This window comes from Myroides sp. A21 (genome assembly GCF_000807225.1).
GTDB lineage: Bacteria > Bacteroidota > Bacteroidia > Flavobacteriales > Flavobacteriaceae > Flavobacterium > Flavobacterium odoratimimum.
In genome coordinates this window covers 781,459-803,464 of sequence record NZ_CP010327.1, presented here as the reverse complement: position 1 = coordinate 803,464, position 22,006 = coordinate 781,459, and the positions used below count along the sequence as shown (strand labels likewise).

18 protein-coding genes and 2 tRNA genes are annotated in these 22,006 nt (G+C 36.4%); 9 read left to right on the top strand and 11 right to left on the bottom strand.

Translation table 11 applies throughout. The features are described 5' to 3' along the window. Positions 1 to 86: 86 nt before the first annotated feature. The 7 genes from groL to miaB form a co-directional block, all read right to left on the bottom strand. Positions 87 to 1,715: a chaperonin GroEL gene (groL, locus tag MYRA21_RS03740; RefSeq protein WP_039328610.1), complete on the bottom strand. Its 1,629-nt coding sequence runs from the start codon at positions 1,713 to 1,715 to the stop codon at positions 87 to 89. Between the two features lie 36 nt (positions 1,716 to 1,751). Continuing rightward, positions 1,752 to 2,027 (bottom strand): co-chaperone GroES, encoded by a 276-nt coding sequence (gene groES, locus MYRA21_RS03735; RefSeq protein WP_006266878.1) that lies wholly within the window; start codon positions 2,025 to 2,027, stop codon positions 1,752 to 1,754. A gap of 150 nt (positions 2,028 to 2,177) precedes the next feature. Next, complete coding sequence (gene secG / locus MYRA21_RS03730; RefSeq protein ID WP_006259658.1) at positions 2,178 to 2,552, bottom strand: preprotein translocase subunit SecG; 375 nt, start codon at positions 2,550 to 2,552, stop codon at positions 2,178 to 2,180. Between the two features lie 4 nt (positions 2,553 to 2,556). After that, positions 2,557 to 3,522 carry a tetratricopeptide repeat protein gene (locus MYRA21_RS03725; protein ID WP_039328608.1) on the bottom strand — a complete coding sequence of 322 codons (966 nt, stop codon included), beginning with the start codon at positions 3,520 to 3,522 and terminating at the stop codon, positions 2,557 to 2,559. A 19-nt stretch (positions 3,523 to 3,541) separates the two neighbouring features. Next, entirely contained in the window at positions 3,542 to 4,045 is a 504-nt protein-coding gene (locus MYRA21_RS03720; protein WP_006259656.1) for an LptE family protein, read from the bottom strand. A 2-nt stretch (positions 4,046 to 4,047) separates the two neighbouring features. Further along, positions 4,048 to 5,337 carry a sigma-54-dependent Fis family transcriptional regulator gene (locus tag MYRA21_RS03715; RefSeq protein ID WP_006259655.1) on the bottom strand — a complete coding sequence of 430 codons (1,290 nt, stop codon included), beginning with the start codon at positions 5,335 to 5,337 and terminating at the stop codon, positions 4,048 to 4,050. A 26-nt stretch (positions 5,338 to 5,363) separates the two neighbouring features. Beyond that, a complete protein-coding gene (gene miaB, locus MYRA21_RS03710) occupies positions 5,364 to 6,812 on the bottom strand; it encodes a tRNA (N6-isopentenyl adenosine(37)-C2)-methylthiotransferase MiaB (RefSeq protein WP_006259654.1) in 1,449 nt (482 codons plus the stop codon). A gap of 1,218 nt (positions 6,813 to 8,030) precedes the next feature. Here miaB and topA point away from each other — a divergent pair. The 8 genes from topA to MYRA21_RS03670 all read left to right on the top strand — a co-directional run bounded on the left by topA (position 8,031) and on the right by MYRA21_RS03670 (position 19,495). Further along, positions 8,031 to 10,562 (top strand): type I DNA topoisomerase, encoded by a 2,532-nt coding sequence (gene topA, locus MYRA21_RS03705; RefSeq protein WP_039328605.1) that lies wholly within the window; start codon positions 8,031 to 8,033, stop codon positions 10,560 to 10,562. 6 nt (positions 10,563 to 10,568) lie between these two features. Next, entirely contained in the window at positions 10,569 to 11,711 is a 1,143-nt protein-coding gene (locus MYRA21_RS03700) for a formimidoylglutamase (RefSeq protein WP_006262173.1), read from the top strand. A gap of 121 nt (positions 11,712 to 11,832) precedes the next feature. Next, entirely contained in the window at positions 11,833 to 13,233 is a 1,401-nt protein-coding gene (gene gldK, locus MYRA21_RS03695) for a gliding motility lipoprotein GldK (protein ID WP_006262172.1), read from the top strand. Positions 13,234 to 13,267: 34 nt separating this feature from the next. Continuing rightward, a complete protein-coding gene (gldL, locus tag MYRA21_RS03690) occupies positions 13,268 to 13,930 on the top strand; it encodes a gliding motility protein GldL (RefSeq protein WP_006259650.1) in 663 nt (220 codons plus the stop codon). A 28-nt stretch (positions 13,931 to 13,958) separates the two neighbouring features. Continuing rightward, positions 13,959 to 15,521 carry a gliding motility protein GldM gene (gene gldM / locus MYRA21_RS03685; protein ID WP_006262171.1) on the top strand — a complete coding sequence of 521 codons (1,563 nt, stop codon included), beginning with the start codon at positions 13,959 to 13,961 and terminating at the stop codon, positions 15,519 to 15,521. Between the two features lie 37 nt (positions 15,522 to 15,558). Next, the gene (gene gldN / locus MYRA21_RS03680; protein WP_006259648.1) at positions 15,559 to 16,446 is read left to right on the top strand and encodes a gliding motility protein GldN; all 888 of its coding nucleotides are present in this window, start codon (positions 15,559 to 15,561) and stop codon (positions 16,444 to 16,446) included. A gap of 58 nt (positions 16,447 to 16,504) precedes the next feature. Then, on the top strand, positions 16,505 to 17,566 hold the full coding sequence (locus MYRA21_RS03675; RefSeq protein ID WP_039328601.1) for an FAD-binding oxidoreductase: 1,062 nt from the start codon (positions 16,505 to 16,507) through the stop codon (positions 17,564 to 17,566). A 12-nt stretch (positions 17,567 to 17,578) separates the two neighbouring features. Continuing rightward, entirely contained in the window at positions 17,579 to 19,495 is a 1,917-nt protein-coding gene (locus tag MYRA21_RS03670; protein WP_039328599.1) for an ABC-F family ATP-binding cassette domain-containing protein, read from the top strand. A gap of 113 nt (positions 19,496 to 19,608) precedes the next feature. Here the strand turns inward: MYRA21_RS03670 and MYRA21_RS03665 are convergent. Beyond that, positions 19,609 to 19,681, bottom strand: a tRNA-Met gene (locus MYRA21_RS03665). 332 nt (positions 19,682 to 20,013) lie between these two features. Here MYRA21_RS03665 and MYRA21_RS03660 point away from each other — a divergent pair. Continuing rightward, on the top strand, positions 20,014 to 20,457 hold the full coding sequence (locus MYRA21_RS03660) for a hypothetical protein (protein WP_039328597.1): 444 nt from the start codon (positions 20,014 to 20,016) through the stop codon (positions 20,455 to 20,457). A gap of 29 nt (positions 20,458 to 20,486) precedes the next feature. On the opposite strand, the gene MYRA21_RS03655 is transcribed toward MYRA21_RS03660, so the two are convergent. The 3 genes from MYRA21_RS03655 to MYRA21_RS03645 form a co-directional block, all read right to left on the bottom strand. Then, a complete protein-coding gene (locus tag MYRA21_RS03655; protein ID WP_039328595.1) occupies positions 20,487 to 21,041 on the bottom strand; it encodes an HD family hydrolase in 555 nt (184 codons plus the stop codon). Positions 21,042 to 21,137: 96 nt separating this feature from the next. Then, a tRNA-Met gene (locus tag MYRA21_RS03650) sits at positions 21,138 to 21,210 on the bottom strand. A 76-nt stretch (positions 21,211 to 21,286) separates the two neighbouring features. Continuing rightward, positions 21,287 to 21,943: a CatB-related O-acetyltransferase gene (locus MYRA21_RS03645; RefSeq protein ID WP_039328593.1), complete on the bottom strand. Its 657-nt coding sequence runs from the start codon at positions 21,941 to 21,943 to the stop codon at positions 21,287 to 21,289. Positions 21,944 to 22,006 lie beyond the last annotated feature (63 nt).

The following is a 22,006-nucleotide window of genomic DNA, read 5'->3' as shown; positions in this document are numbered from 1 at the left end:
CTTTTTTTGTTCTTACTGGTAAGGTAAAAAATAAGAGGCTGTCTAAAAAGACAACCTCTTATATAATATTGAAATAAGATAAGGTATTACATCATACCTGGCATACCACCACCCATAGGCATAGCAGCAGCGCTGTCATCTTTAATATCTACTAATGCACACTCAGTGATTAAGATCATACCAGCTACAGAAGCAGCATTTTCTAAAGCTACTCTAGTTACTTTCTTAGGATCGATTACACCAGCGTTAAGCATATCTACATACTCGTTCGTTTTAGCATTGTATCCGAAGCTTTCTTTTCCTTCTAATACTTTAGAAACAACTACAGAACCTTCTAATCCAGCATTCTCAACAATAGTTCTCAATGGAGCTTCTACTGCTTTAGCGATGATAGCGATACCTGTTTCTTCATCAGCATTCTCAGCTTTAATGTCAACTAAAGTATTTTTAGCTCTTAATAAAGCTACACCACCACCAGCTACGATACCTTCTTCTACAGCAGCTCTAGTAGCGTGAAGAGCGTCATCTACGCGATCTTTCTTCTCTTTCATTTCTACTTCAGATGGAGCACCTACGTATAATACAGCTACACCACCAGCTAACTTAGCTAAGCGCTCTTGTAACTTCTCTCTGTCATAGTCAGAAGTAGTAGTTTCCATTTGAGCTTTGATTTGGTTGATTCTGTTTTTGATCATATCAGCCTCACCATCACCACTCACGATAGTCGTATTATCTTTATCGATGCTAACTCTCTTACAAGTACCTAGCATTTCTAAAGTAGTATTCTCTAATGTATACCCTTGCTCTTCAGAGATAACCACACCACCTGTTAAGATAGCGATATCTTCTAACATAGCTTTTCTTCTATCTCCGAATCCAGGAGCTTTAACAGCAGCGATTTTTAACGCTCCTCTTAATTTGTTTACTACTAATGTAGATAACGCCTCTCCATCCACATCTTCAGCGATGATTAATAGAGGTTTTCCTGATTGAGCGATTGGCTCTAATACTGGTAAAAGTTCTTTAAGAGAAGATACTTTCTTGTCGTATAGTAAGATATATGGAGTATCTAATTCTACTTCCATTTTCTCAGAGTTCGTAACGAAGTATGGAGATAAGTACCCTCTGTCAAACTGCATTCCTTCTACTACATCTACATAAGTCTCAGTTCCTTTAGCTTCTTCTACAGTGATAACACCTTCTTTACCTACTTTTTCGAATGCTTGAGCGATTAACTCACCAATGAAGTCATCGTTATTAGCAGAGATAGATGCTACTTGTTTGATTTTATCCATAGAACCACCTACTTCTTGAGATTGTTTTCTCAAGTCTTCTACGATGATTTCTACAGCTTTATCTATACCACGTTTTAAGTCCATTGGGTTTGCACCAGCAGCTACGTTCTTAAGACCTTCTTTTACGATAGCTTGAGCTAATACAGTAGCAGTAGTCGTACCGTCACCAGCTAAGTCATTCGTTTTAGAAGCAACTTCTTTCACCATCTGAGCACCCATGTTCTCTAATGTGTTCTCTAACTCAACTTCTTTAGCTACAGACACACCATCTTTAGTTACTGTAGGCGCACCAAATGATTTACCGATGATTACGTTTCTTCCTTTTGGTCCTAATGTTACTTTTACTGCGTTTGCTAAAGCGTCCACTCCGCGTTTTAAACCTTCGCGAGCTTCGATGTCGAATTTAATATCTTTTGCCATTTTATTCTTTTGGATTTAGTTGTTAATGATTCAATTTTAAACGATTGCTAAAATGTCGTCCTCTCTCATGATTAGATAGTCTGTACCTTCTAATTTTAGATCAGTACCAGCGTATTTACCGTATAATACAGTATCTCCTACTTTTACTGTCATTTCATGATCTTTAGTCCCATTTCCTACAGCTACTACAGTACCTCTTTGTGGTTTTTCTTTTGCTGTATCAGGGATGAATAATCCTGAAGCAGTTTTAGTTTCAGCTGGTAATGGTTCGATAAGAACTCTGTCTGCAAGTGGTTTAATATTTACTGCCATAGTTTTATAGTTTATGAAATTGAATTATTATTTTTAATTATTATAGATAATGAAAAGGCATAAAGTGTGCCAAAGCTAAAAAGTGACAATATAGGCAAAAAAAAATGCCAGCTTGACAGCCGGCATTTCGTGTATTGTTTAAAGCTAAAATTATTCAGCTTGATTTTGAGTCTCTTGAGTTGGAGTAGTCTCTTCTGTTGTCACAGGAGCTTCTTGCGTAGCAGGCGCTTCTGGTGTCAGATTTTGAGTAGGTACTACTGCGTTTGGATCTAATAATTTAGAATCTCCAGCAGCTCCACCACTGAAACTAGTAGATGATAACAGAATTAAGATGATTAATGCTGCACCTAATGTCCAAGTACTTTTATCTAAGAAATCATTTGTGTTTTTAACTCCTCCAGCTACAGTAGATCCACCGAAAGAAGAATCTAATCCTCCACCTTTAGGATTCTGTACCATAATTACTACGATTAGTAAAAAACATACAATTGCGATTAAGATTAAAAATATTGTAAATGTGTTCATGGTGTTAACTATTATGTTGTTGTAACGCTTTTATATCTAATATTTGGTTTGCAAAGAAACTACTTTTTTCTGGATATTTCAAAATTAATATTTCATAAGCTTGTATTGCTTTCTGATATTTCTTTTGTTCTAAGTAGATTTTTGCCAACGTTTCTGTCATTAAACTACTGTTCTCTTGTACCGAAGTGTCAATGTTTGCAGGGGTTACGGTTGGTTTCTTAGTAGGAACTATCTTGGGGTTAGTTTCTATAAATTTATCTATTAATTCTATTTTTTTTTGTTTTTCGATATCTGATTTTTGTTCTAAATCTGTTAAAATAGAATCATTTTCTCTGTCTATCGGCTTTATTTTAGATAATTGTAACCACTCTTGGAAAGACAATTTCTCGTTTTCTGAGAAGTTTAATGGTTTTCCTATTTCTAATTTCTCTTCTAGCTTTTCTATTTCTTGCTGTACAGTTTCTCTTTCTTCTAGCGTAGTGACGATAGGATCCTCTGTGATGACCTCTTCAGGCTCTATAACGACTTCTGTAGGTGTTTCTTCTACAGGATCTTGTATTTCTTCCTTATCGTCTGTCTCGTGGAAGGTGATAGACTGTAGCAAGCTCTTAATAGCCGTAGAGGTTAGCTTAGGTTCTGGAGCCTCTTGTTGAGGTTCTTCTTCTGTTGGTATTTCAGCCTCCTCAGCAGCTGCAGGCTCTGTTATCTCTATCGCGATAGGAGTATACGTAGCGAACTCTGGAGAAACGATGAAATCAAAAAGAATATCTCTGTCTAGCGTATGTGCAGCAGTCTTCTTTAACTCTAAGTTATATTCTGTACTTTCTTGTACATATAAGCTCTTCAAATAAAGACTTCTCACAGACTGGAAGTACGGATACTTCTCTATGAGTTGCTTTAGCTGAGGACTGTCACTCTCTTGGATTTGCTGAGGTTGACGAAGCAATATGTCTAATTCGTTTAGAGTCAAGATATTTATTTTTATATAATTACCACTTAGCTAATGATTCATTGAACACATCCTGTGTGATACGCTCATAGATAGTCTCGATAGCTGTGTTAAGACTAGCCCCTGCTAACTGTACGTTCGCATCATAGTCATAATAGAATGAGAATCTCTTTTCGAAGTCGTCATCAGGTTTTTTCTTGTTGAAGAAACGCACATTCACAGACACATATAGTCTGTTCTGAGCCGCTCTTTGATCAGCTGTAGCAGTCATCGGACTGATACGGTATTCTACGATTTCTCCCTCATAGACTAAGTCAGCATCAGCATTAGTAAGACTTAAACTAGTTTGGTTTTGGATAAGATCTTGTAAGGACATTGTGAAGGTACGCTCTATACCAGGCTCTACTAAAGGAGCATTGTTCTGGAATGAGTTGACCTGAAATGAACTAGCATCTATCTTACCTGTTCCCGTAAAGTTATAATATTTACAGCTAGTAAAAAATAAAGATATAAATATTAGAGCAAATAATTGTTTGATTCTCATGTCTATAAGTCGTATTGTTTTATTTTTCTATACAATGTTCTCTCTGAGATGTTTAATTCTTTAGCAGCAGCCTTTCTCTTGCCGTTATGTCTCTCTAGTGCTAGTTTGATCAGCTTTATCTCCTGATTTGCTAAGTTTAGAGGTTCATCATCTACTGTCTCTGCTTCTAGATAGTTAGAAGTATCTTCGTCATCATCTACTGTCTCGTGAAAACCTAGATTAGCACTAGGAGATACCGGAGTATCCATAGCGATGATGTCTAGATTAGTACTCGGTGGAGCCATCAGTTCTGGTAGCTCAGTCTTCTTCGTACCATAGATCTTTTGGATAAGAGATTTGTTGGTTTCGGATACTGTCCCTTTATCGTGTTGTAGTAGCTCTAGTGTCAGCTTCTTTAGATCAGTTAAGTCACTCTTCATGTCGAATAGGACTTTGTACAGTATTTCTCGTTCATTGCTGAAGTCAGACTCTGCCTTTGGCCCATTCACGATAGAAGGTAACTGTCTGTCATGGTTGGGTAAATACCCTTGAAGTACAGGTAGAGAAATATCTCTATTGGTCTCTAATACCGATATCTGTTCTGCCACGTTTCTTAACTGACGGATATTACCATTCCAGCTATAGCGCATAAGGTATGCAGCTGCAGCAGGCTCTAGCTTTATCGGAGGCATCTTATACTTATGTGAGAAGTCAGAAGCAAACTTTCTGAACAGTAGGTGTATATCTTCACCTCGCTCGCGTAGAGGAGGTAAGGTGATCTCTACCGTACTCAGTCTGTAGTATAGGTCTTCTCTAAACTTGCCCTTATTAATAGCATCCATCATATTGACATTAGTCGCAGCGATGATGCGTATATCTGTTTTTTGGACTTTAGAAGAACCTACTTTTATAAACTCTCCATTCTCTAACACACGCAATAGTCTTACCTGAGTAGTCAGAGGTAGTTCTCCCACTTCATCTAAGAAGATCGTACCGCCATCTGCCTCTTCGAAGTAACCTTCACGAGTGCTTATAGCACCCGTAAAAGCCCCTTTTTCGTGTCCGAATAACTCACTGTCTATCGTCCCTTCTGGGATAGCACCACAGTTCACCGCGATGAACTTACCGTGCTTTCGATGAGACATAGAGTGTATAATCTTAGGAATACTTTCTTTACCCACACCACTCTCTCCAGTGACTAAGACTGAGATATCAGTAGGAGCTACTTGTATAGCTTTTTCCAATGCACGGTTTAGTTTGACATCGTTACCGATAATTTCGAAGCGTTGTTTTATGACTTGAAGGTTTTCCATTCTTATATTTTAAATATTGCTATTTACTATCCTTGCATAGGAGAGTATCCTACCGCTTTACCGATTAATGTAGCAGAAGTACAGTCAGCGATCTCTACCATCACGAAGTCTCCTACGTTATAGTGCTCCTTAGGGAATACTACTGTAGTGTTCTGAGAGTTACGCCCAGACCACTCGTCTTCGTTACGCTTAGATGTTTTCTCGATAAGTACTTCTACCGTTTGACCTACGAAGCGTTTTGTACGCTCAAGGCTGATTTTGTTTTGTACAGCGATGATCTCTGTAAGACGACGTTTTTTAACCTCTTCTGGTACATCATCCTCTAACTTACGAGCAGCTAATGTACCTGGTCTCTCAGAGTAGGCGAACATAAACCCGAAGTCATATCTCACGTGTTCCATTAGTGATAATGTGTCCTGGTGATCCTCTTCAGTCTCTGTAGGGAATCCAGTGATCATATCTTGTGATAACGAGATATCTGGTATCAATGCATAGATCTTATCTACTAGTTCGATGTATTCTTCTCTAGTATGCTGACGGTTCATCTCCTGTAAGATACGTGTACTTCCAGACTGTACTGGTAAGTGGATATACTTACAGATGTTCTCATGTCTAGCGATAGACTCTATCACCTCGATATGCATATCTTGAGGATTAGAAGTAGAGAAACGGAAACGCATCTTAGGGAATGTAGTAGCACACTGATCTAATAACTGAGCGAAATCTACAGCTGTCGCTTTCTGCATATCGCTAGCTTTATCGAAGTCTTTTTTAAGACCTCCACCATACCATAGGTAGCTATCTACGTTCTGACCTAGTAATGTGATTTCTTTAAAACCTCTCTCTTGTAAGTCTGTGATTTCTTCTATGATACTCTGTGGGTCACGGCTACGCTCACGACCTCTAGTGAATGGTACCACGCAGAATGTACACATATTATCACATCCTCTAGTGATAGATACGAATGCTGTCACCCCATTACTCTGTAGACGCACTGGAGAGATATCACCATAAGTCTCATCTTTAGATAAGATCACGTTGATCGCATCTCTACCTTCTTCTACGTCTTTAAGTAAGTTAGGAAGATCTTTATAAGCATCAGGACCTACTACCATGTCCACGATTTTTTCTTCTTCTAAGAACTTTGCTTTAAGACGCTCAGCCATACACCCTAGAACACCTACCTTCATACCAGGGTTCTTTCTTTTTACTTGGTTGTATTGGTCTAAACGTTTGCGAACAGTTTGTTCTGCTTTATCTCTGATCGAACAAGTGTTTACTAACACTAAGTCCGCTTCTTCTAAGTTGTCTGTTGTATTATACCCTTCGTTAGATAGGATAGATGCTACAATCTCACTGTCAGAGAAATTCATTTGACAACCGTAGCTTTCGATAAATAGCTTCTTGTTGTTGTCTTGTTTTTGTTCTAAATGTAAGCTTGTACCTTGTTTATTTTCGTCAATTACCTTTTCCATAAGATACTTTAAGGATGTTTTACTTTAAGGAGCAAAGATACTTTTTTTTGTCTAACTGACAAGATGACAGTGTTAGTTTTAAGGTTTTTTTGTACCCCATTTTATTTAACGCTATAGAATACCTTTTTTGCTCATAATCTTTGAGTTGTAATTCTAAGTTGTTGAGTTGATTATTACAGAATGGATACTAATGAACTGATTTGGCGTTTATGGCTCTATAATCCCTTTTTGACCTCGTATGCACTTTTGTTTTGATTTTATTTTGTTGATATTCAGTGTGTAGTGTTGTTTTGGTTTATTTTCGTTCGGAAGCTGTTCGGAGATAGTCAGTGTTTACTTGGGATGAGAGGTGTTTTCTAAAAGCGAACCCTATCTCTACCCGAACCATCTACTACCAAAATAAAATGGAATACAAGGAAATTTCTAATAATGATACGATGAATAGTGGGGCATATATATAAAACTATAAATATTAAACAAAACATATAAACCTCAGTTCAATTAAAAAGATTTTATGCACGATTCTAGAATAATGTTGTTTTTAAATGATATAAATATGTGTACTTCGCTTGCACTTCTTAGGGGATTCCTAGGAGTTTTCTAGGGCTTTCCTTGCCCAGAAGGCATCTTTGTCGAAGAAAGGTGCAAGAAACCCTCAAGCAATCCCCTAGTAGATCAGAACGAAAATATCTTTAGTTAACTAGTATATGCTGATGAGCTAAAAATAGTTTTTTACGTACACGCCTTTAAAAAACACTAAGTCGTTGTATTTATAATGTTTAAACTAATACTGTTTTTGCTTATTAAGTAATTATTTAAAACAATTGATTAATAGAACTCAGGTTATAAATAAAAAGTGATTTTAAAAAAATGCAATTTGTTTAGTTGTTAAACAGTAGATTCACTATTGACTTTTTTACTTCTAAAGGTTTAGAAAACTTTAAGCATTGTGCGAAATAAAAGGGGTATAAAAGCATTGAGAGAGGTAAAAATTAAAAAATTTAGAGAATTGTTATTAAATTGTGTAATTTCTTGATTTTGTTTGTAAAAAAAATCAATATATCGGTTTATTACTAGAATGTTGGTTTATTTTACGAATAACTAGGTAATTATTACAATTTTTATATGCTGGCATATTAGTTAAAAGAAGCATTAATAAGTAGTGGCACGGATATATTCAAAAAAATCATATATTTTTGCTTCACAAAATAATGAAGTATGGCAAAGAATTTAGTGATTGTTGAGTCACCTGCAAAGGCAAAAACCATTGAAAAATTTTTAGGACAGGATTATCAGGTAGAGTCTAGCTATGGACATATAGCGGATCTGCCTTCTAAAGAAATAGGAGTAGATGTAGAGAATAACTTTAAGCCTAAATATGAGGTATCGAGTGATAAGAAGGCGGTAGTTAAGAAGTTAAAGGATCTTGCGAAGAAAGCTGAAATGGTTTGGTTAGCATCCGATGAGGACCGCGAGGGAGAGGCTATTGCATGGCACTTAGCGGAAGAACTAAATTTAAAGAGTAATAACACAAAGCGTATTGTATTCCACGAGATTACAAAAAATGCTATTTTAAAAGCGATAGATAACCCGCGTCAGATAGACTATAATCTAGTGAATGCACAACAGGCTCGTCGTGTACTAGATAGATTAGTGGGGTATGAATTGTCTCCAGTACTGTGGAAAAAAGTAAAAGGAGGATTATCTGCTGGACGTGTACAGTCTGTGGCTGTACGTCTTATCGTAGAGAGAGAAAGAGAGATTAATGACTTTAAGGTAGAGTCATCTTACCATATATCAGCAGAGTTTAAGACTGCTGAAGGAAAAACATTAAAAGCTAAACTGCCTAAGAACTTTGCAACTGAGAAAGAGGCAAGAGACTTTTTAGCAGTTAATATTGGAGCAGCGTACAGAGTAGCAGATTTAGAGACTAAACCTGCTAAGAAATCACCTGCAGCTCCATTCACCACTTCTACACTACAACAGGAAGCGGCTAGAAAGCTTCACTACTCAGTAGGTCAGACGATGATGTTAGCGCAGCGTTTATACGAGAGCGGACTGATCACGTATATGAGAACGGATAGTGTGAACTTATCTAAAGAGGCAATGAGTGCAGCAGCAGCTGAAATCACGAAGTCTTACGGAGCAGAATATTCTAAACCACGTACTTATACGACTAAGAGCAAAGGAGCTCAAGAGGCGCACGAGGCTATCCGTCCGACGAATATGGCTCTGCACAGTGCTCCTGTAGATAGAGATCAGGCTCGTCTATATGATCTGATCTGGAAGCGTACTTTGGCATCTCAGATGAGTGATGCTCAGTTAGAGAGAACGAATGTGCGTATAGAAGCAAATAAGTTTAAAGAGTTATTTGTGGCTACGGGTGAGGTATTGCTTTTTGAAGGATTCTTAAAAGTGTACTTAGAAGGGCATGATGATGAGGATGAAGAAGTAGAAGGAATCTTACCAGCATTGAGAATTGGAGAAGGATTAGAACAAAATGCGTTAGTAGCTACTCAACGTTTTACTAAGCCTGCTGCTAGATATACAGAAGCGTCATTAGTGAAGAAGTTAGAGGAGCTAGGTATCGGTCGTCCGTCTACTTATGCACCTACTATTTCTACTATTATCGCTAGAACGTATGTCGAAAAAGGAGAGACTGAAGGTAAAGAGCGCAACTATAAGATGATGATGCTTAGAGGTGCTGAGGTGAAAGAGAAGGTGCTGACAGAGAAAACGGGATCTGATAAAGGGAAGTTAGTACCTACAGATATCGGTATGATCGTGAATGACTTCTTAGTGAAGAACTTTAAGACGATCTTAGATTATAACTTCACTGCTAAGGTAGAAGAGGACTTCGATGAGATCGCGGCTGGTAATGAGGATTGGGCTAAGATGATGAGAGAGTTCTACGATCACTTCCACCCAACAGTGAAAGATGTAGAAGAGAACGCAGAGCGCGAGTCTGGAGAGCGTATATTAGGTATCGACCCTAAGAGTGGACGTACAGTATTAGTGCGTTTAGCTAAGTTTGGTCCTGTGGCGCAGATCGGTAATCCTGAGGATGAAGAGAAGCAATATGCTAGCCTTACTGCTGAGCAGAATATCGGTACGATTACATTAGAAGAAGCACTAGCATTATTCCTATTGCCAAAGGTATTAGGAGAATATAAAGGAGAAGAAGTAGAGGTAAACAATGGTAGATTTGGTCCTTATGTGAGAGTAGGTAAGTCATTTATCTCTCTGCCTAAAGGAGAAGAACCTGCTGATGTGACGCTAGATAGAGCATTAGAATTAATCAAAGAGAAAGAGCAAGCAGATGCTCCTATCGCTACATACCAAGAGCTGCCTGTGCAGAAAGGTGTGGGACGCTTCGGACCATACTTAAAGTGGAATGGTATTTTTATCAACGTGAATAAGAAGTATAACTTCGACAATCTATCTCAAGCGGATATCAACGAGCTAATCGAAGATAAGATTCAGAAAGAGAAGGATAAGGTAATTCACGATTGGGCAGAAGAAGGTATCCGAGTAGAGAAAGCAAGATGGGGTCGTTCTGTAATCTTAAAAGGAAAAACGAAGATAGAGCTAGGTAAGGATGTGGATGCTGCAGCGTTATCTCTAGATGAGGTAAAGGCAATGATCGAAGCAAAAGCGCCTGCTAAAAAGACAGCTGCTAAGAAAACGACAGCTAAAAAAGCAACTACTACTGCTAAGAAAACAGCAACTAAGAAGACGACTAAAAAATAAGAAAGAATGATCTACGAACTGCTAAGACCGATAAATAACGAATTAATCACTTATATAGATGGTTTACAGAGTCAGTGTATAGGGAAGAAAGTAACGTTCTTCTCTGGTGGTTCTTTTGAGAATGAAGGTCGATATAATATTGCTATTATAGGTATTAGCGATAATCGAGGTAATGGTGAAGGAGTGAGTATAGTAGATATCACTAAAATAAGAAAGGCTTGGTATTCGTTATATCCTGGTAACTGGGGTGTGAATATTATAGACTTAGGAGATGTAGTAGCGGGTGAGAGATTAGAAGATACTTATTATTTAGTGAAGAATCTAGTAGCTGATCTAGTGAGACAAGGGGTAATCCCTATATTCGTAGGAGGGTCTCAGGATATGACCTATGCGATGTATAGAGCATATGATGCGCTAGAGCAGTCTGTGAATCTAGTGTCTATAGATGCTAAGTTAGACCTTTCTAAGACAGAAGGTGATGTGGCAAATAGTTATCTGACGCGTATTATACTAGAAGAGCCTACGAATCTGTTTAATTTTTCTAATATTGGGTATCAGACTTACTTCAATGCGCAAGAAGAAATAGACTTAATTGCAAGTTTATATTTTGAGGCGTATAGAGTAGGAGAAATATCTGGTAATATAAAATTAGCTGAGCCAGTACTTAGAGATGCTGATATCGTAAGTATCGATATGACTTCTGTTAAGTCTGCTGATTCTGGTAATTTTGAGTTCTTTAATCCGAATGGATTTGATGGAAGAGAGATATGTGCCTTAGCTAGATATAGTGGGTTAAGTGATAGAGTTTCATCTTTTGGAATATTTAATTATAATAATAATAAAAATGAAACGTTATTAATAGCACAAATCCTTTGGTATTTTGTGGAAGGTGTTAATTATAGATCGAATGAATACCCTTTTGTCAGTAAGGCTAGTTATATGAAGTATATCGTGCCGATAGAAGGATATGACGACTTGATATTCTATAAGAGTGATATCTCTGAACGCTGGTGGATAGAGGCTTCTATAGAAACGATGGATGCCGAAAGAAAAGTGTTGTTGCCTTGTAGTTATGAGGATTATGAGCTGGCTATAAGCCAAGTTATACCTGAAAGATGGTGGCGAACAATAAAAAAAAGTGTAGTATAAAAATTAATTTAACAAAAATAAATAATTAAGTTAAATTAATTTTTAGCTTTGTTTTGTGAAATAAAAAGAAAAAAAATTACTTGTAAGTATTTTATAGTAGTACATAAAAACCTAAAATTATATGAAGAAGATCATTACGTTAGGAGCAGTTTTAGCTTTGATGACCAGTTGTGGAACTGGAGATCGAGGTGAATTGATGCATGGTGAGGCTGGAAAAAGATGGAGCAGTGAGAAACCACAAGGGATGTCACTTATTCCAGGAGGTACTTTTACCATGGGTCAAGCCAATGAGGATTTCTTAGGAGCCCAAGATGCACCAACAAAAACAGTTACTATCGGTTCATTTTATATGGATGAAACTGAAATTTCGAATAACCAATACCGTAAATTCGTAGAATGGGTAAAGGATTCAGTTGTTCGAACTAAATTAGCTATTGCAGCTGATGAAATGGGTGTGGCTAAAGAATCAGGTGGTATCGGTGCGTATGCATTCTTAGATGCCGAAGAGGATTTAGAAAGAATGACCCCATACCAACGATATATGTATGAGAACTATTACAGCCTTCAGGTGAGTGATGATATCTACTCTGGACGTCGTTTAAATAAAAAAGTTCCTTTAGTGAAAGATACTAGAAAGTATCCAGACGCTAACTATGTGGAAGTAATGGATTCATTATATATCCCAGCTAGTGAGACGTATAATGGCATGACTACTTTCGATAACTCTAAGTTGAAGTTTAAATATTCTTATGTAGATGTAGATGCAGCTACTAGAGATAGATCAACAGAAAATAGAGGGAAGAGAAATAGACACTTAAAAACGGAGACGCTATTAATCTATCCTGATACAACACGTTGGATTAAAGAATTCCAATATTCTTATAACGAACCAATGCACAATGATTACTTCTGGCACGAAGCTTTTGGTGATTATCCTGTAGTAGGGGTAAACTGGCACCAAGCTAAAGCATTCGCTGCATGGAGATCAATGTATAAAAACATTTATCTGAAAGATAATAAGATGACTCTTGAGATCAATGAATTCCGTTTGCCAATGGAAAGTGAGTGGGAGTACGCTGCTAGAGGTGGTCTAGAAGGAGCTATGTATCCTTGGGGTGGACCTTATGCAACGGATGAGAAAGGATGCTTTATGGCAAACTTTAAACCAACTCGTTTTGATTATGCAGCAGATGGAGCTCTTTATACAGCTAATGTTCGTTCTTACCCTCCTAATGGATATAACTTATACAATATGGCAGGTAACGTAGCAGAGTGGACTAGCTCTACTTATGATGCTTCTAGTTACGATCACATGTCAGCTTTAAAGCCTAGAAATAGACCTAGCGAAAGCCCACTAAAAGTAGTAAGAGGTGGTTCTTGGAGAGACCCAGCATATTTCTTACAAGTTGCTACTCGTGATTCTGAGTACGCAGATTCAGCAAGAAGTTACATTGGATTTAGAACAGTACAATCTGTGTCAGGTTCTTTATCACGTGTTAACCAAGCAAAAATGGCTCGTTAATAATCAAACAAAAAAATAAAAGAAGAAAAAGGCTATGGCAATATCTAAAAAAGTGATGAACTTCTGTTATGGAATGGGAGCTTCAGTAGTAATCATCGGTGCATTATTTAAAATTACGCACATGGAATTTGGACCTTTTAATGGTAACAATATGTTAACTGCAGGTCTATTAGTAGAGGCGTTTATTTTTGCAATCTCTGCATTCGAGCCAGTTGATGAGGAATTAGATTGGGCAAAGGTATATCCAGAATTAAAAGATGGGAAAGCTAGAGAAGTAAAAGTGGCTAAACAAGCTGTTGTAGAGCCTCAAGATACAGAAGGGATGCTTTCTAAAAAATTAGATCAGATGTTGAAGGATGCTAAAATTGATGGAGAGTTAATGAATAGCTTAGGAAATAGTATTCGTAACTTCGAGGCTGCTTCTAGAGAGATGGGGCCTTCTGTGAATTCTGTTGCTTCAACACAAAAATATGCGCAAGAAATGACATTAGCTGCTCAACAGTTAGAGTCTCTAAATAAAGCTTATAAAGTACAATTAGAAAGCGCAACAGCGAATGCTGAAATCAATAAGGCAGTAGCTGAAAACAATGCTCAGTTAAAAGAGCAAATGCAAGCATTAACAAACAATTTAGCGTCATTAAACAACGTTTATGGTGGAATGCTTTCTGCTATGGGTGGTGGAAGAAATGCTAATTAGTTTATAATTTTTAAAATATTATAAGGTAATGGCTAAACAAAAACTGACCCCAAGACAAAAGATGATTAACCTGATGTATCTGGTGTTTATCGCGATGATGGCACTTCAGGTATCTACAGAGGTTTTATCAGCTTTTGGTGTAGTGAACGAGAAGTTCGAGGCAGCTAATGAAGGTGCAAAAGCAAATAATGAAGGTTTGCTAGGGGCTTTAGAGAAGAAAGCTGAGGAAAACCCAGCTCAATTCGCTGACCCTGCAAAAAAAGCAAAGCAAGTAGAGAAAATTACGCAAGAGTTCTATGACTTCGTGGGGAAATATAAAACTCTAATTACTAGCGAATTTGAAGGAGAACGCACAGAGAATGGTAAGTTACCTGCTGAGCGTATGAATAAATCTGATATTATCAATGATGCTTGGTTCACAGGTGATAATTATTCAGCAGAAGGACAGGCTTTTATCGATGGTATTAATAAGTACAAAAAAGCACTTCTTGATATCTTAGAAAAAGATGCTAAGTTCCAACCGATTGTATTAGATATAAATAGTAAATTTAATCTAAACGATGTTAAAGATAGCCAAGGAAAAGATAGAGCTTATTTAAATTATAACTTCTATGGTTTCCCAGCTATTGCTTCTTTGACTAAGTTATCAACAATGCAAAACGATGCAAAAATAGTTGAGGCAGAGATTTATAACAGCTTAATGGGTAATACACTTAGTAAAGCTGCATCTATGAAGAACTATCAAGCAATCGTAGTAGCTGATAAATCTACTCTTTTTGCTGGTGAAACTTATAAAGGTAAAGTTGTCTTAGGTCGTTATGACAAATCAACTGTTCCTACTAAAGTAGTTGTTAATGGTCAAAACATTGATTTATCTAAATCATTAGTTGATGGACAAGTTAACTTAGGGTTTACTGTTGGTAACGTAGGTGAGCACCAAATCGGAGGTAAGTTTACTTTCGTAGAGGATGGCCAGCCAGTAGAGATTGATATTAAAGGTAGTTATGTAGTAGTACCTAAACCAAACTCAGCTAATATATCTGCTGATAAGATGAACGTAGTATATCGTGGTGTTTCTAACCCTATGACTATTTCGTTTGCTGGTATCGCTAATGATAAAGTACAAGCTTCTGCTCCAGGACTTACAAGTCAAGGAGGTGGTAAATATACACTAAGACCACAATCAGGAAGAGAAGTAGTTATTAATGTAACAGGGACTTTACCTGATGGACAAAAAGTATCTGATAGAAAAGTTTTCCGTATTAAAGATATTCCTTCTCCAAGAGGAACAGTACGTGGGGAGTTCAATGCTAAGGGACCTAAGTCTAACTTAGAGATTGTGACTATCGGTGCTAAATTAGAAGACTTTGACTTTGATTTAAATCTTACAGTTACTAGTTTTGTATTGCAAATACCTGGACAACCTAGTATCGTTGTTCCTGGAAATAGAATGAATGAAAGAGCAAAAGCGGCTATTCGTAGAGCTCAGTTAGGTGACGTGGTAGTAATTTCGGATATTAAAGTGCGTTTAGAAGGTGCAGGAGACTATGCATTGAAAAAAACATCACCATGTACGTTTGAGATTATGTAATTTCACTTAAATTTATAAGAAGAAAATTTTGAAGAATATGAACTTGAAGAATTTTTCACTATATATAGTGTTTACGCTGTTTTCAATAGCATCATTCGCTCAGACGAATCTATTGAATGCAAAATCTGCTGCTGATATTGGTATTATGCCAATCTCGGAGATTCTAATCAAAGCAGAAGGACCAATACCTTACGGACACGTTCGTGAGAAAGATATCTTATTCGGTATTAAAGTATGGGAGAATATTTCATTAGCTGAGAAAGCGAATGAGATGTATCTATATCCTATTGATGAGTATTCATCTGAAGGAAGAAAACCTCTGTTCCAAGTTTTAATCGATGGTATTAAATCTGGAGAGATTACTGAAGTGTATGATAATAGTGATTTTAAAAATCAACGTACATTAAAAGATATTCAAGACTCTTTCGTGAGAGTTGATACTACAGATGCTGGTATCGAATATTACAATGCTGGAGAAGCTATTCCTGAGGAATATATTCAGAAAGTAGAGTTAAGACCTTCTGATGTTAAAGAGTATCACATCATGGGTATGTGGTATTTCGATAGAAATGAAGGACAGTTAAAATATAGATTATTAGGTATTGCTCCAGTAGTAGCAGACTTGTATACTAAAGGATCAGCTAACGAGAACTATGTAGAGTTATTCTGGATATTCTTTGCTGATGCTCGTAATACATTGTTCCAAAACTATGCATTCAATGCTAAGAACCCACTTAATCCAATCAATTTTGACCATTTGTTAAACTCGAGAAGATTCAGTGCTACTATTTATAAAGCAGATAACCAATACGGTAATCGTAAAATTGATGATTACATCAAGAGTAATGATTTAAAACGTTTATTTGAGGCAGAAAGAATTAAAGAATTGATTCGAAACCTTGAAGATGATATGTGGAATTACTAATTTTGTAGTTTCTAATTTATTAAGCTCTTATCTATTAGAATAGATAAGAGCTTTTTTAATGGCTTTAAGTATGGTAGATTATATTGTAGTAGGTACGGGTTTGGCAGGAATCTGTTTTACAGAAAAACTAGCTAGTGAAGGAAAGACCTTTGTGGTGATAGACAATGAGAAGCGCTCATCTTCACTAATGGCCGGTGGTATGTATAACCCTGTTGTATTAAAGCGTTTCACGGATGTGTGGAAAGTAGGAGAACAATTAGATATTGCTTTGCCTTTTTATGCAGCATTAGAAAAGAAGTTAGGAGAGAAGTTTATCTTTGAAATGCCTTTGTACAGAAGATTGTTATCTGTTGAGGAGCAGAATAATTGGTTTCATGCAGCTGATAAACCTAATTTAGAAAAGTATTTATCGCCTAAGTTAGTTCGTAATGAAATTAATGGAGTGAAGTCTCCTTTTGGTTTTGGTGAAGTGAATTATACAGGTTATGTCGAAACTAAAACCTTGATTAAGGCTTATAGAGCTTATTTGAACGAAATCAATAGTTATAGACAAGAGGATTTTGATTACGATTGTTTAAGTTATACAGAGGATGAAGTTAGCTATAAGGATATAGTGGCTAAGCATATTGTTTTTGCAGAAGGTTTTGGGATGTTACAGAATCCATTCTTTAAAGATTTGCCTTTAGATGGTACTAAAGGTGAGGTGCTTTTGGTGAAGATTCCAAATCTTAATATAGATATTATATTGAAGGCAAATGTATTTTTAATCCCAGTAGGTAATGATCTATATAAAGTAGGTGCTACTTATGATTGGGAAGATAAAACAGATACGACTACAGAAGAAGGGTTAAGAGAGTTATTAGAAGGATTGAGAGATGTTGTTGACTTAGACTTTGAAGTAGTAGCTCATAATGCTGGTGTGCGTCCTACTGTAAAAGATCGTCGTCCATTGTTAGGAAGAAGTAGAGAGTCTGCGAGAATCCATGTGTTGAATGGATTGGGAACTAGAGGGGTGTTATTAGGCCCTTTCTTAGCAGAGAAATTATATAATAATATAGAAAAGGCTATGGAGCTAGAGGAGAATATCTCTATTCATAGATATAAGAAGTTTAAATTTTAGTACAATCTAAGTATGTTAAATATACACAATCTATCAGTTTCTTTTTCTGGTGAGTATTTATTTGAGAATGTGACATTCCGCATCGGTGCAGGTGACCGTGTGGGGTTAGTTGGGAAGAATGGAGCTGGTAAGTCCACTATGTTGAAATTATTATCAGGAGATTTAGAGCCTGATACTGGAAGTATGGCTGTTGAAAAAGACCTCCGTATCGGATTCTTAAGACAGGATATTGATTTTATACCTGGTAGGACTGTACTAGACGAAGCTTATCAAGCTTTCGTAGAAATCAAGAAGGTAGAAGCAGATCTTGAAAAGGTTAATATTGAATTAAATGAACGTACAGACTATGAGTCTGAAAGTTATAGTGAGTTAATCGAAAAGTTAAGTGATTTGACGCACCGCTTTGAGATTATCGGAGGATATAATTATGTTGGTAACACAGAACGTATCTTATTAGGACTTGGTTTTAAACGTGAGGATTTTAATAATCAGACAGATACTTTCTCTGGAGGATGGCGTATGCGTATCGAGCTAGCGAAATTGTTATTACAAGATAACGATTTGTTACTTCTGGATGAGCCAACGAACCACTTGGATATCGAGAGTATCATTTGGTTAGAACAATTCTTAAAGTCGTATGCTGGTGCAGTAGTGATTATTTCGCACGATAAGATGTTCTTAGACAACGTAACGAATCGTACGATAGAAATATCACTAGGGAAGATATATGACTTTAATAAGCCTTATTCACAGTATTTAGTATTGCGTGAAGAGCTTCGTGAGATGCAGTTAGCTTCTCAAAAGAATCAGGCGAAGAAGATAGAGGAGACAGAGAAACTTATCGAGAAGTTTAGATATAAAGCGACGAAGGCTTCTATGGCACAATCTCTTATAAAGAAATTGGATAAAGTAGAGCGTATCGAAGTAGACGAGGATGATAATGCGGTAATGAATATCTCTTTCCCTGTGAGTATAGATCCAGGTAAAGTAGTTTTAGAAATTGATAAAGTAACGAAGCGTTATGGTGATAAAGTGATCTTTAAAGATATCGACTTATTAGTAGAGCGCGGGGTTAAAGTAGCATTTGTAGGACAGAATGGTCAAGGTAAATCTACGTTGATTAAAGCTATAATGGAGGAGTTTGAATACGAGGGTACTATTAAACTAGGACACAATGTTCAGTTAGGATACTTCGCTCAGAACCAGGCAGACTACTTAGATGGTGAGAAAACGGTATTAGACACAATGTTAGATGCAGCTACTGATGGTAACCGTGTGAAAGTACGTGATATGCTAGGGTCTTTCTTGTTTAGAGGAGATGATGTCGAGAAGAAAGTAAAAGTACTTTCTGGAGGAGAGCGTAACAGACTTGCGTTGTGTAAAATGTTACTTCTTCCTATCAACGTATTGCTGATGGATGAGCCGACGAACCACTTAGATATTAAGTCTAAGAATGTATTGAAGAAAGCTCTAGAGAACTTTAAGGGAACTTTACTGTTAGTATCTCACGACCGTGACTTTTTACAAGGGTTAACGCAGTTAGTTTATGAGTTTAAAGATCAAAAGATAAAAGAGTACTTAGGTGATATCAATTACTTCTTAGAAGAGCGCAATGCACAGAATATGCGTGAAATCGAGAAAGTAACTGTTGCTCCAGTAGCTAAAGCAGTAGTGGTGGAGGAGAAAAAAGCACCTGCTTTATCTTATGAAGAACAAAAGAAGCAAAAGACACTTCAAAATAGATTGAGCAAGATTGAGAATGAAATAGCTGAACTTGAAAAAAAGGTAGCTAAGGATGATGAACGTCTAGCTGTGGACTATGAAAAACTAATGGCTGACTCTAATTTCTTTAGTGACTATGAGAAGAAAAAGAATAAGATTGATGATTTGATGATTGAGTGGGAAGAAATCCACGAACAATTACAATAGATAATAAAAAAGGGATTACATTAAGTAATCCCTTTTTTTATAAAATAGGCGTAATAAAGTTATATTATTTCAAGAAAAAACCACTTCAAGTGATTGAAGTGGCTTTTACTTAGTAGCGGGAACAGGACTCGAACCTGTGACCTTCGGGTTATGAGCCCGACGAGCTGCCTACTGCTCTATCCCGCGCTATTGTGGTACAAATGTACAACCAATATTCGGGTTGACAAAATCAGACAATTGAGTAAAACAGTGTTTATTGGCTTTAATGTTAAATGTTTTTCACTGCTAGGAGTCTTTTTTACTTAATTATTATTGATAATATATTTTATAGAAGTAATATTACTAGAAGGTTATATTCTTTTTAAGAAAGTTGTTTGATAGGTGTGTAAGTGTTAATTAAAAAAGAGGTGATTCATTTATTTTGTGAATATTTTAGTATTTTTGACTGTGTTAGTCAGGGTAATAATAGTACTTATTCTGTTTCTGAGACTTATTATGAATTAATACTTCCCTATTATATGAAGAATATTGAGAAAACATTTCAAATTATTAGTTACCTACAGTACCCTTTTCTATTAATAGCTTTATTCTATAGCTTTAAACCGATCTATGATAGAATAGCTTTCGGTAATATGGATACTTATTTATCGTGTATGAATAATGCATTGATGTTTATAGGAATTGGGGTCAGCTTTTCGGCATTGCAGGATTCGACCAAGACGCAGAATAATTTTTCTAAACGTATATGGCAGGACAAGAAGAAAGGTGTAATAGCCTTATATATTATAACGCTAATGGCTGTGCTTTCTTTTATTGGTGGTGGAGTAGGATACTATTTTGCTGTTTCTAGTGTTTTAGAAGAGATAGCAGTTGGTTTACTTGTACTAGGTATTGGTTTGCTTGGATTGCTAAGTGTTGCCATAAATATGTATAAGTACCAACAGAGTATTATAGTAAACTGATATTTAGATAAGAACTATTAGATAAAACACTATAATTTATTTTGCTCCTTAAGTATAGACATAAAAGTTTCAAATAGATTTAATGTAATCGTAAATTTAGATACATAAGGTAGATATTTATGGCGAATCAGTTCTTCTGTAAAACCATCTGCACTAGTTTTATTGGTATCGTTGATATTTCTAATACAAGAGTCTAGGCAGTCGACTGCTTTAGCAAATTGCGATTCTAAATCTAAACGTGATTCATATTGGTCTAATATGTTGATTAATCTAGATTTATTAGGATAGAAAGACTCAATAGTTTTTAATGCATCCCTTTCTTTCTGTTCTTTTAAAAGTAATTCTTGAGGATTATTAAACTTAGCATCTCCAGCATAGACTTCTGCTATATCGTGGTATAGTAAGTATTCGAAGACTTTTAGTCTATTAAGTGGTTTATCTATATATTCTATTAATACATCGGCAATCATTAAACAACTCCAAGAGTGTTCTGCAGTACTTTCTTTTCGATTTTTTACAGATGTACTTCGTTCAACATATTTTAGTTTTTCTAATTCTAATAAAGTTTTGATTAGGTTATTCATTTTTGACAATGTATTATTTGTTCTTGATATAAATCTGAATTAAACTAAAGTAGGGATATAAAAAAAGCCACTTCGTTAGAAATGGCTTTTACTTAGTAGCGGGAACAGGACTCGAACCTGTGACCTTCGGGTTATGAGCCCGACGAGCTGCCTACTGCTCTATCCCGCGTTATTGTGGTGCAAATATAGAACGAATATTTGGAACTCACAAATGAGCTCCTAAAATAATTCGCTCTTTTTTACTTTTATTTTGATTGTAAGCCTTGTGTATACTCAGAATGAGCTGATTCTAAAGCCTCAATGTCATTGTTACATAGGTGTTTAAGGAGATGATTTAGTTTTTCTTCTGACCAATCATAAATTTTTAAATCCAATAACTTTTTTATTATTTCTTCTGAGAAACGCTGTTTTATTGGCTTTGCAGGGTTACCAGCTACGATAGTATACGGTTCGACATCCTTTATAACGACAGCACCTGAAGCGATAATAGCTCCTTCACCTATAGTGATGCCTGGCATGATCATAGATCGCATACCTAACCATGCGCCATCACCTATCGTAGTGTCTCCTTTTGCCTGATACGCTTCTTGTATCACATCTAGATAAGGGTATAGACTAAACCAATCTGTGCGATGCGTATTATTCCCTCCCATTAAGATAACGACTTCCGCCGCTATACAGACATGAGATCCTATGTATAACTGATCTATATGCCATAGTGGTTCCCAGGCTTGTAGACTGTATTCATCACCATATAGGTAACGTACTACACTATCTTCAAAGCTGTCCGTCCAGGCATTGCTGTAATAACTTGTTGTTCCCTTGATATGTATATTAGGATTCTTGACTGTTTCGTGTAGGTATTCTACTTTAGACCAATGTTTTTTGTTCTCATCTATCATTTGTTCTCTTCTATTTTTAAGTATATAACCTTAGATAGGCTAATTGTTTATCTATATTTCAAA

Bases quoted from the DNA above. Each gene is read 5' to 3' on its own strand.
- gldM (WP_006262171.1), top strand. From the start codon at position 13,959: ATGGCTAAACAAAAACTGACCCCAAGACAAAAGATGATTAACCTGATG.
- groL (WP_039328610.1), bottom strand. From the start codon at position 1,715: ATGGCAAAAGATATTAAATTCGACATCGAAGCTCGCGAAGGTTTAAAA.
- MYRA21_RS03655 (WP_039328595.1), bottom strand. From the start codon at position 21,041: ATGAATAACCTAATCAAAACTTTATTAGAATTAGAAAAACTAAAATAT.
- MYRA21_RS03670 (WP_039328599.1), top strand. From the start codon at position 17,579: ATGTTAAATATACACAATCTATCAGTTTCTTTTTCTGGTGAGTATTTA.
- MYRA21_RS03660 (WP_039328597.1), top strand. From the start codon at position 20,014: ATGAAGAATATTGAGAAAACATTTCAAATTATTAGTTACCTACAGTAC.
- groES (WP_006266878.1), bottom strand. From the start codon at position 2,027: ATGGCAGTAAATATTAAACCACTTGCAGACAGAGTTCTTATCGAACCA.
- gldK (WP_006262172.1), top strand. From the start codon at position 11,833: ATGAAGAAGATCATTACGTTAGGAGCAGTTTTAGCTTTGATGACCAGT.
- miaB (WP_006259654.1), bottom strand. From the start codon at position 6,812: ATGGAAAAGGTAATTGACGAAAATAAACAAGGTACAAGCTTACATTTA.
- MYRA21_RS03645 (WP_039328593.1), bottom strand. From the start codon at position 21,943: ATGATAGATGAGAACAAAAAACATTGGTCTAAAGTAGAATACCTACAC.
- gldN (WP_006259648.1), top strand. From the start codon at position 15,559: ATGAACTTGAAGAATTTTTCACTATATATAGTGTTTACGCTGTTTTCA.
- gldL (WP_006259650.1), top strand. From the start codon at position 13,268: ATGGCAATATCTAAAAAAGTGATGAACTTCTGTTATGGAATGGGAGCT.
- MYRA21_RS03700 (WP_006262173.1), top strand. From the start codon at position 10,569: ATGATCTACGAACTGCTAAGACCGATAAATAACGAATTAATCACTTAT.
- secG (WP_006259658.1), bottom strand. From the start codon at position 2,552: ATGAACACATTTACAATATTTTTAATCTTAATCGCAATTGTATGTTTT.
- topA (WP_039328605.1), top strand. From the start codon at position 8,031: ATGGCAAAGAATTTAGTGATTGTTGAGTCACCTGCAAAGGCAAAAACC.
- MYRA21_RS03675 (WP_039328601.1), top strand. From the start codon at position 16,505: ATGGCTTTAAGTATGGTAGATTATATTGTAGTAGGTACGGGTTTGGCA.
- MYRA21_RS03720 (WP_006259656.1), bottom strand. From the start codon at position 4,045: ATGAGAATCAAACAATTATTTGCTCTAATATTTATATCTTTATTTTTT.
- MYRA21_RS03715 (WP_006259655.1), bottom strand. From the start codon at position 5,337: ATGGAAAACCTTCAAGTCATAAAACAACGCTTCGAAATTATCGGTAAC.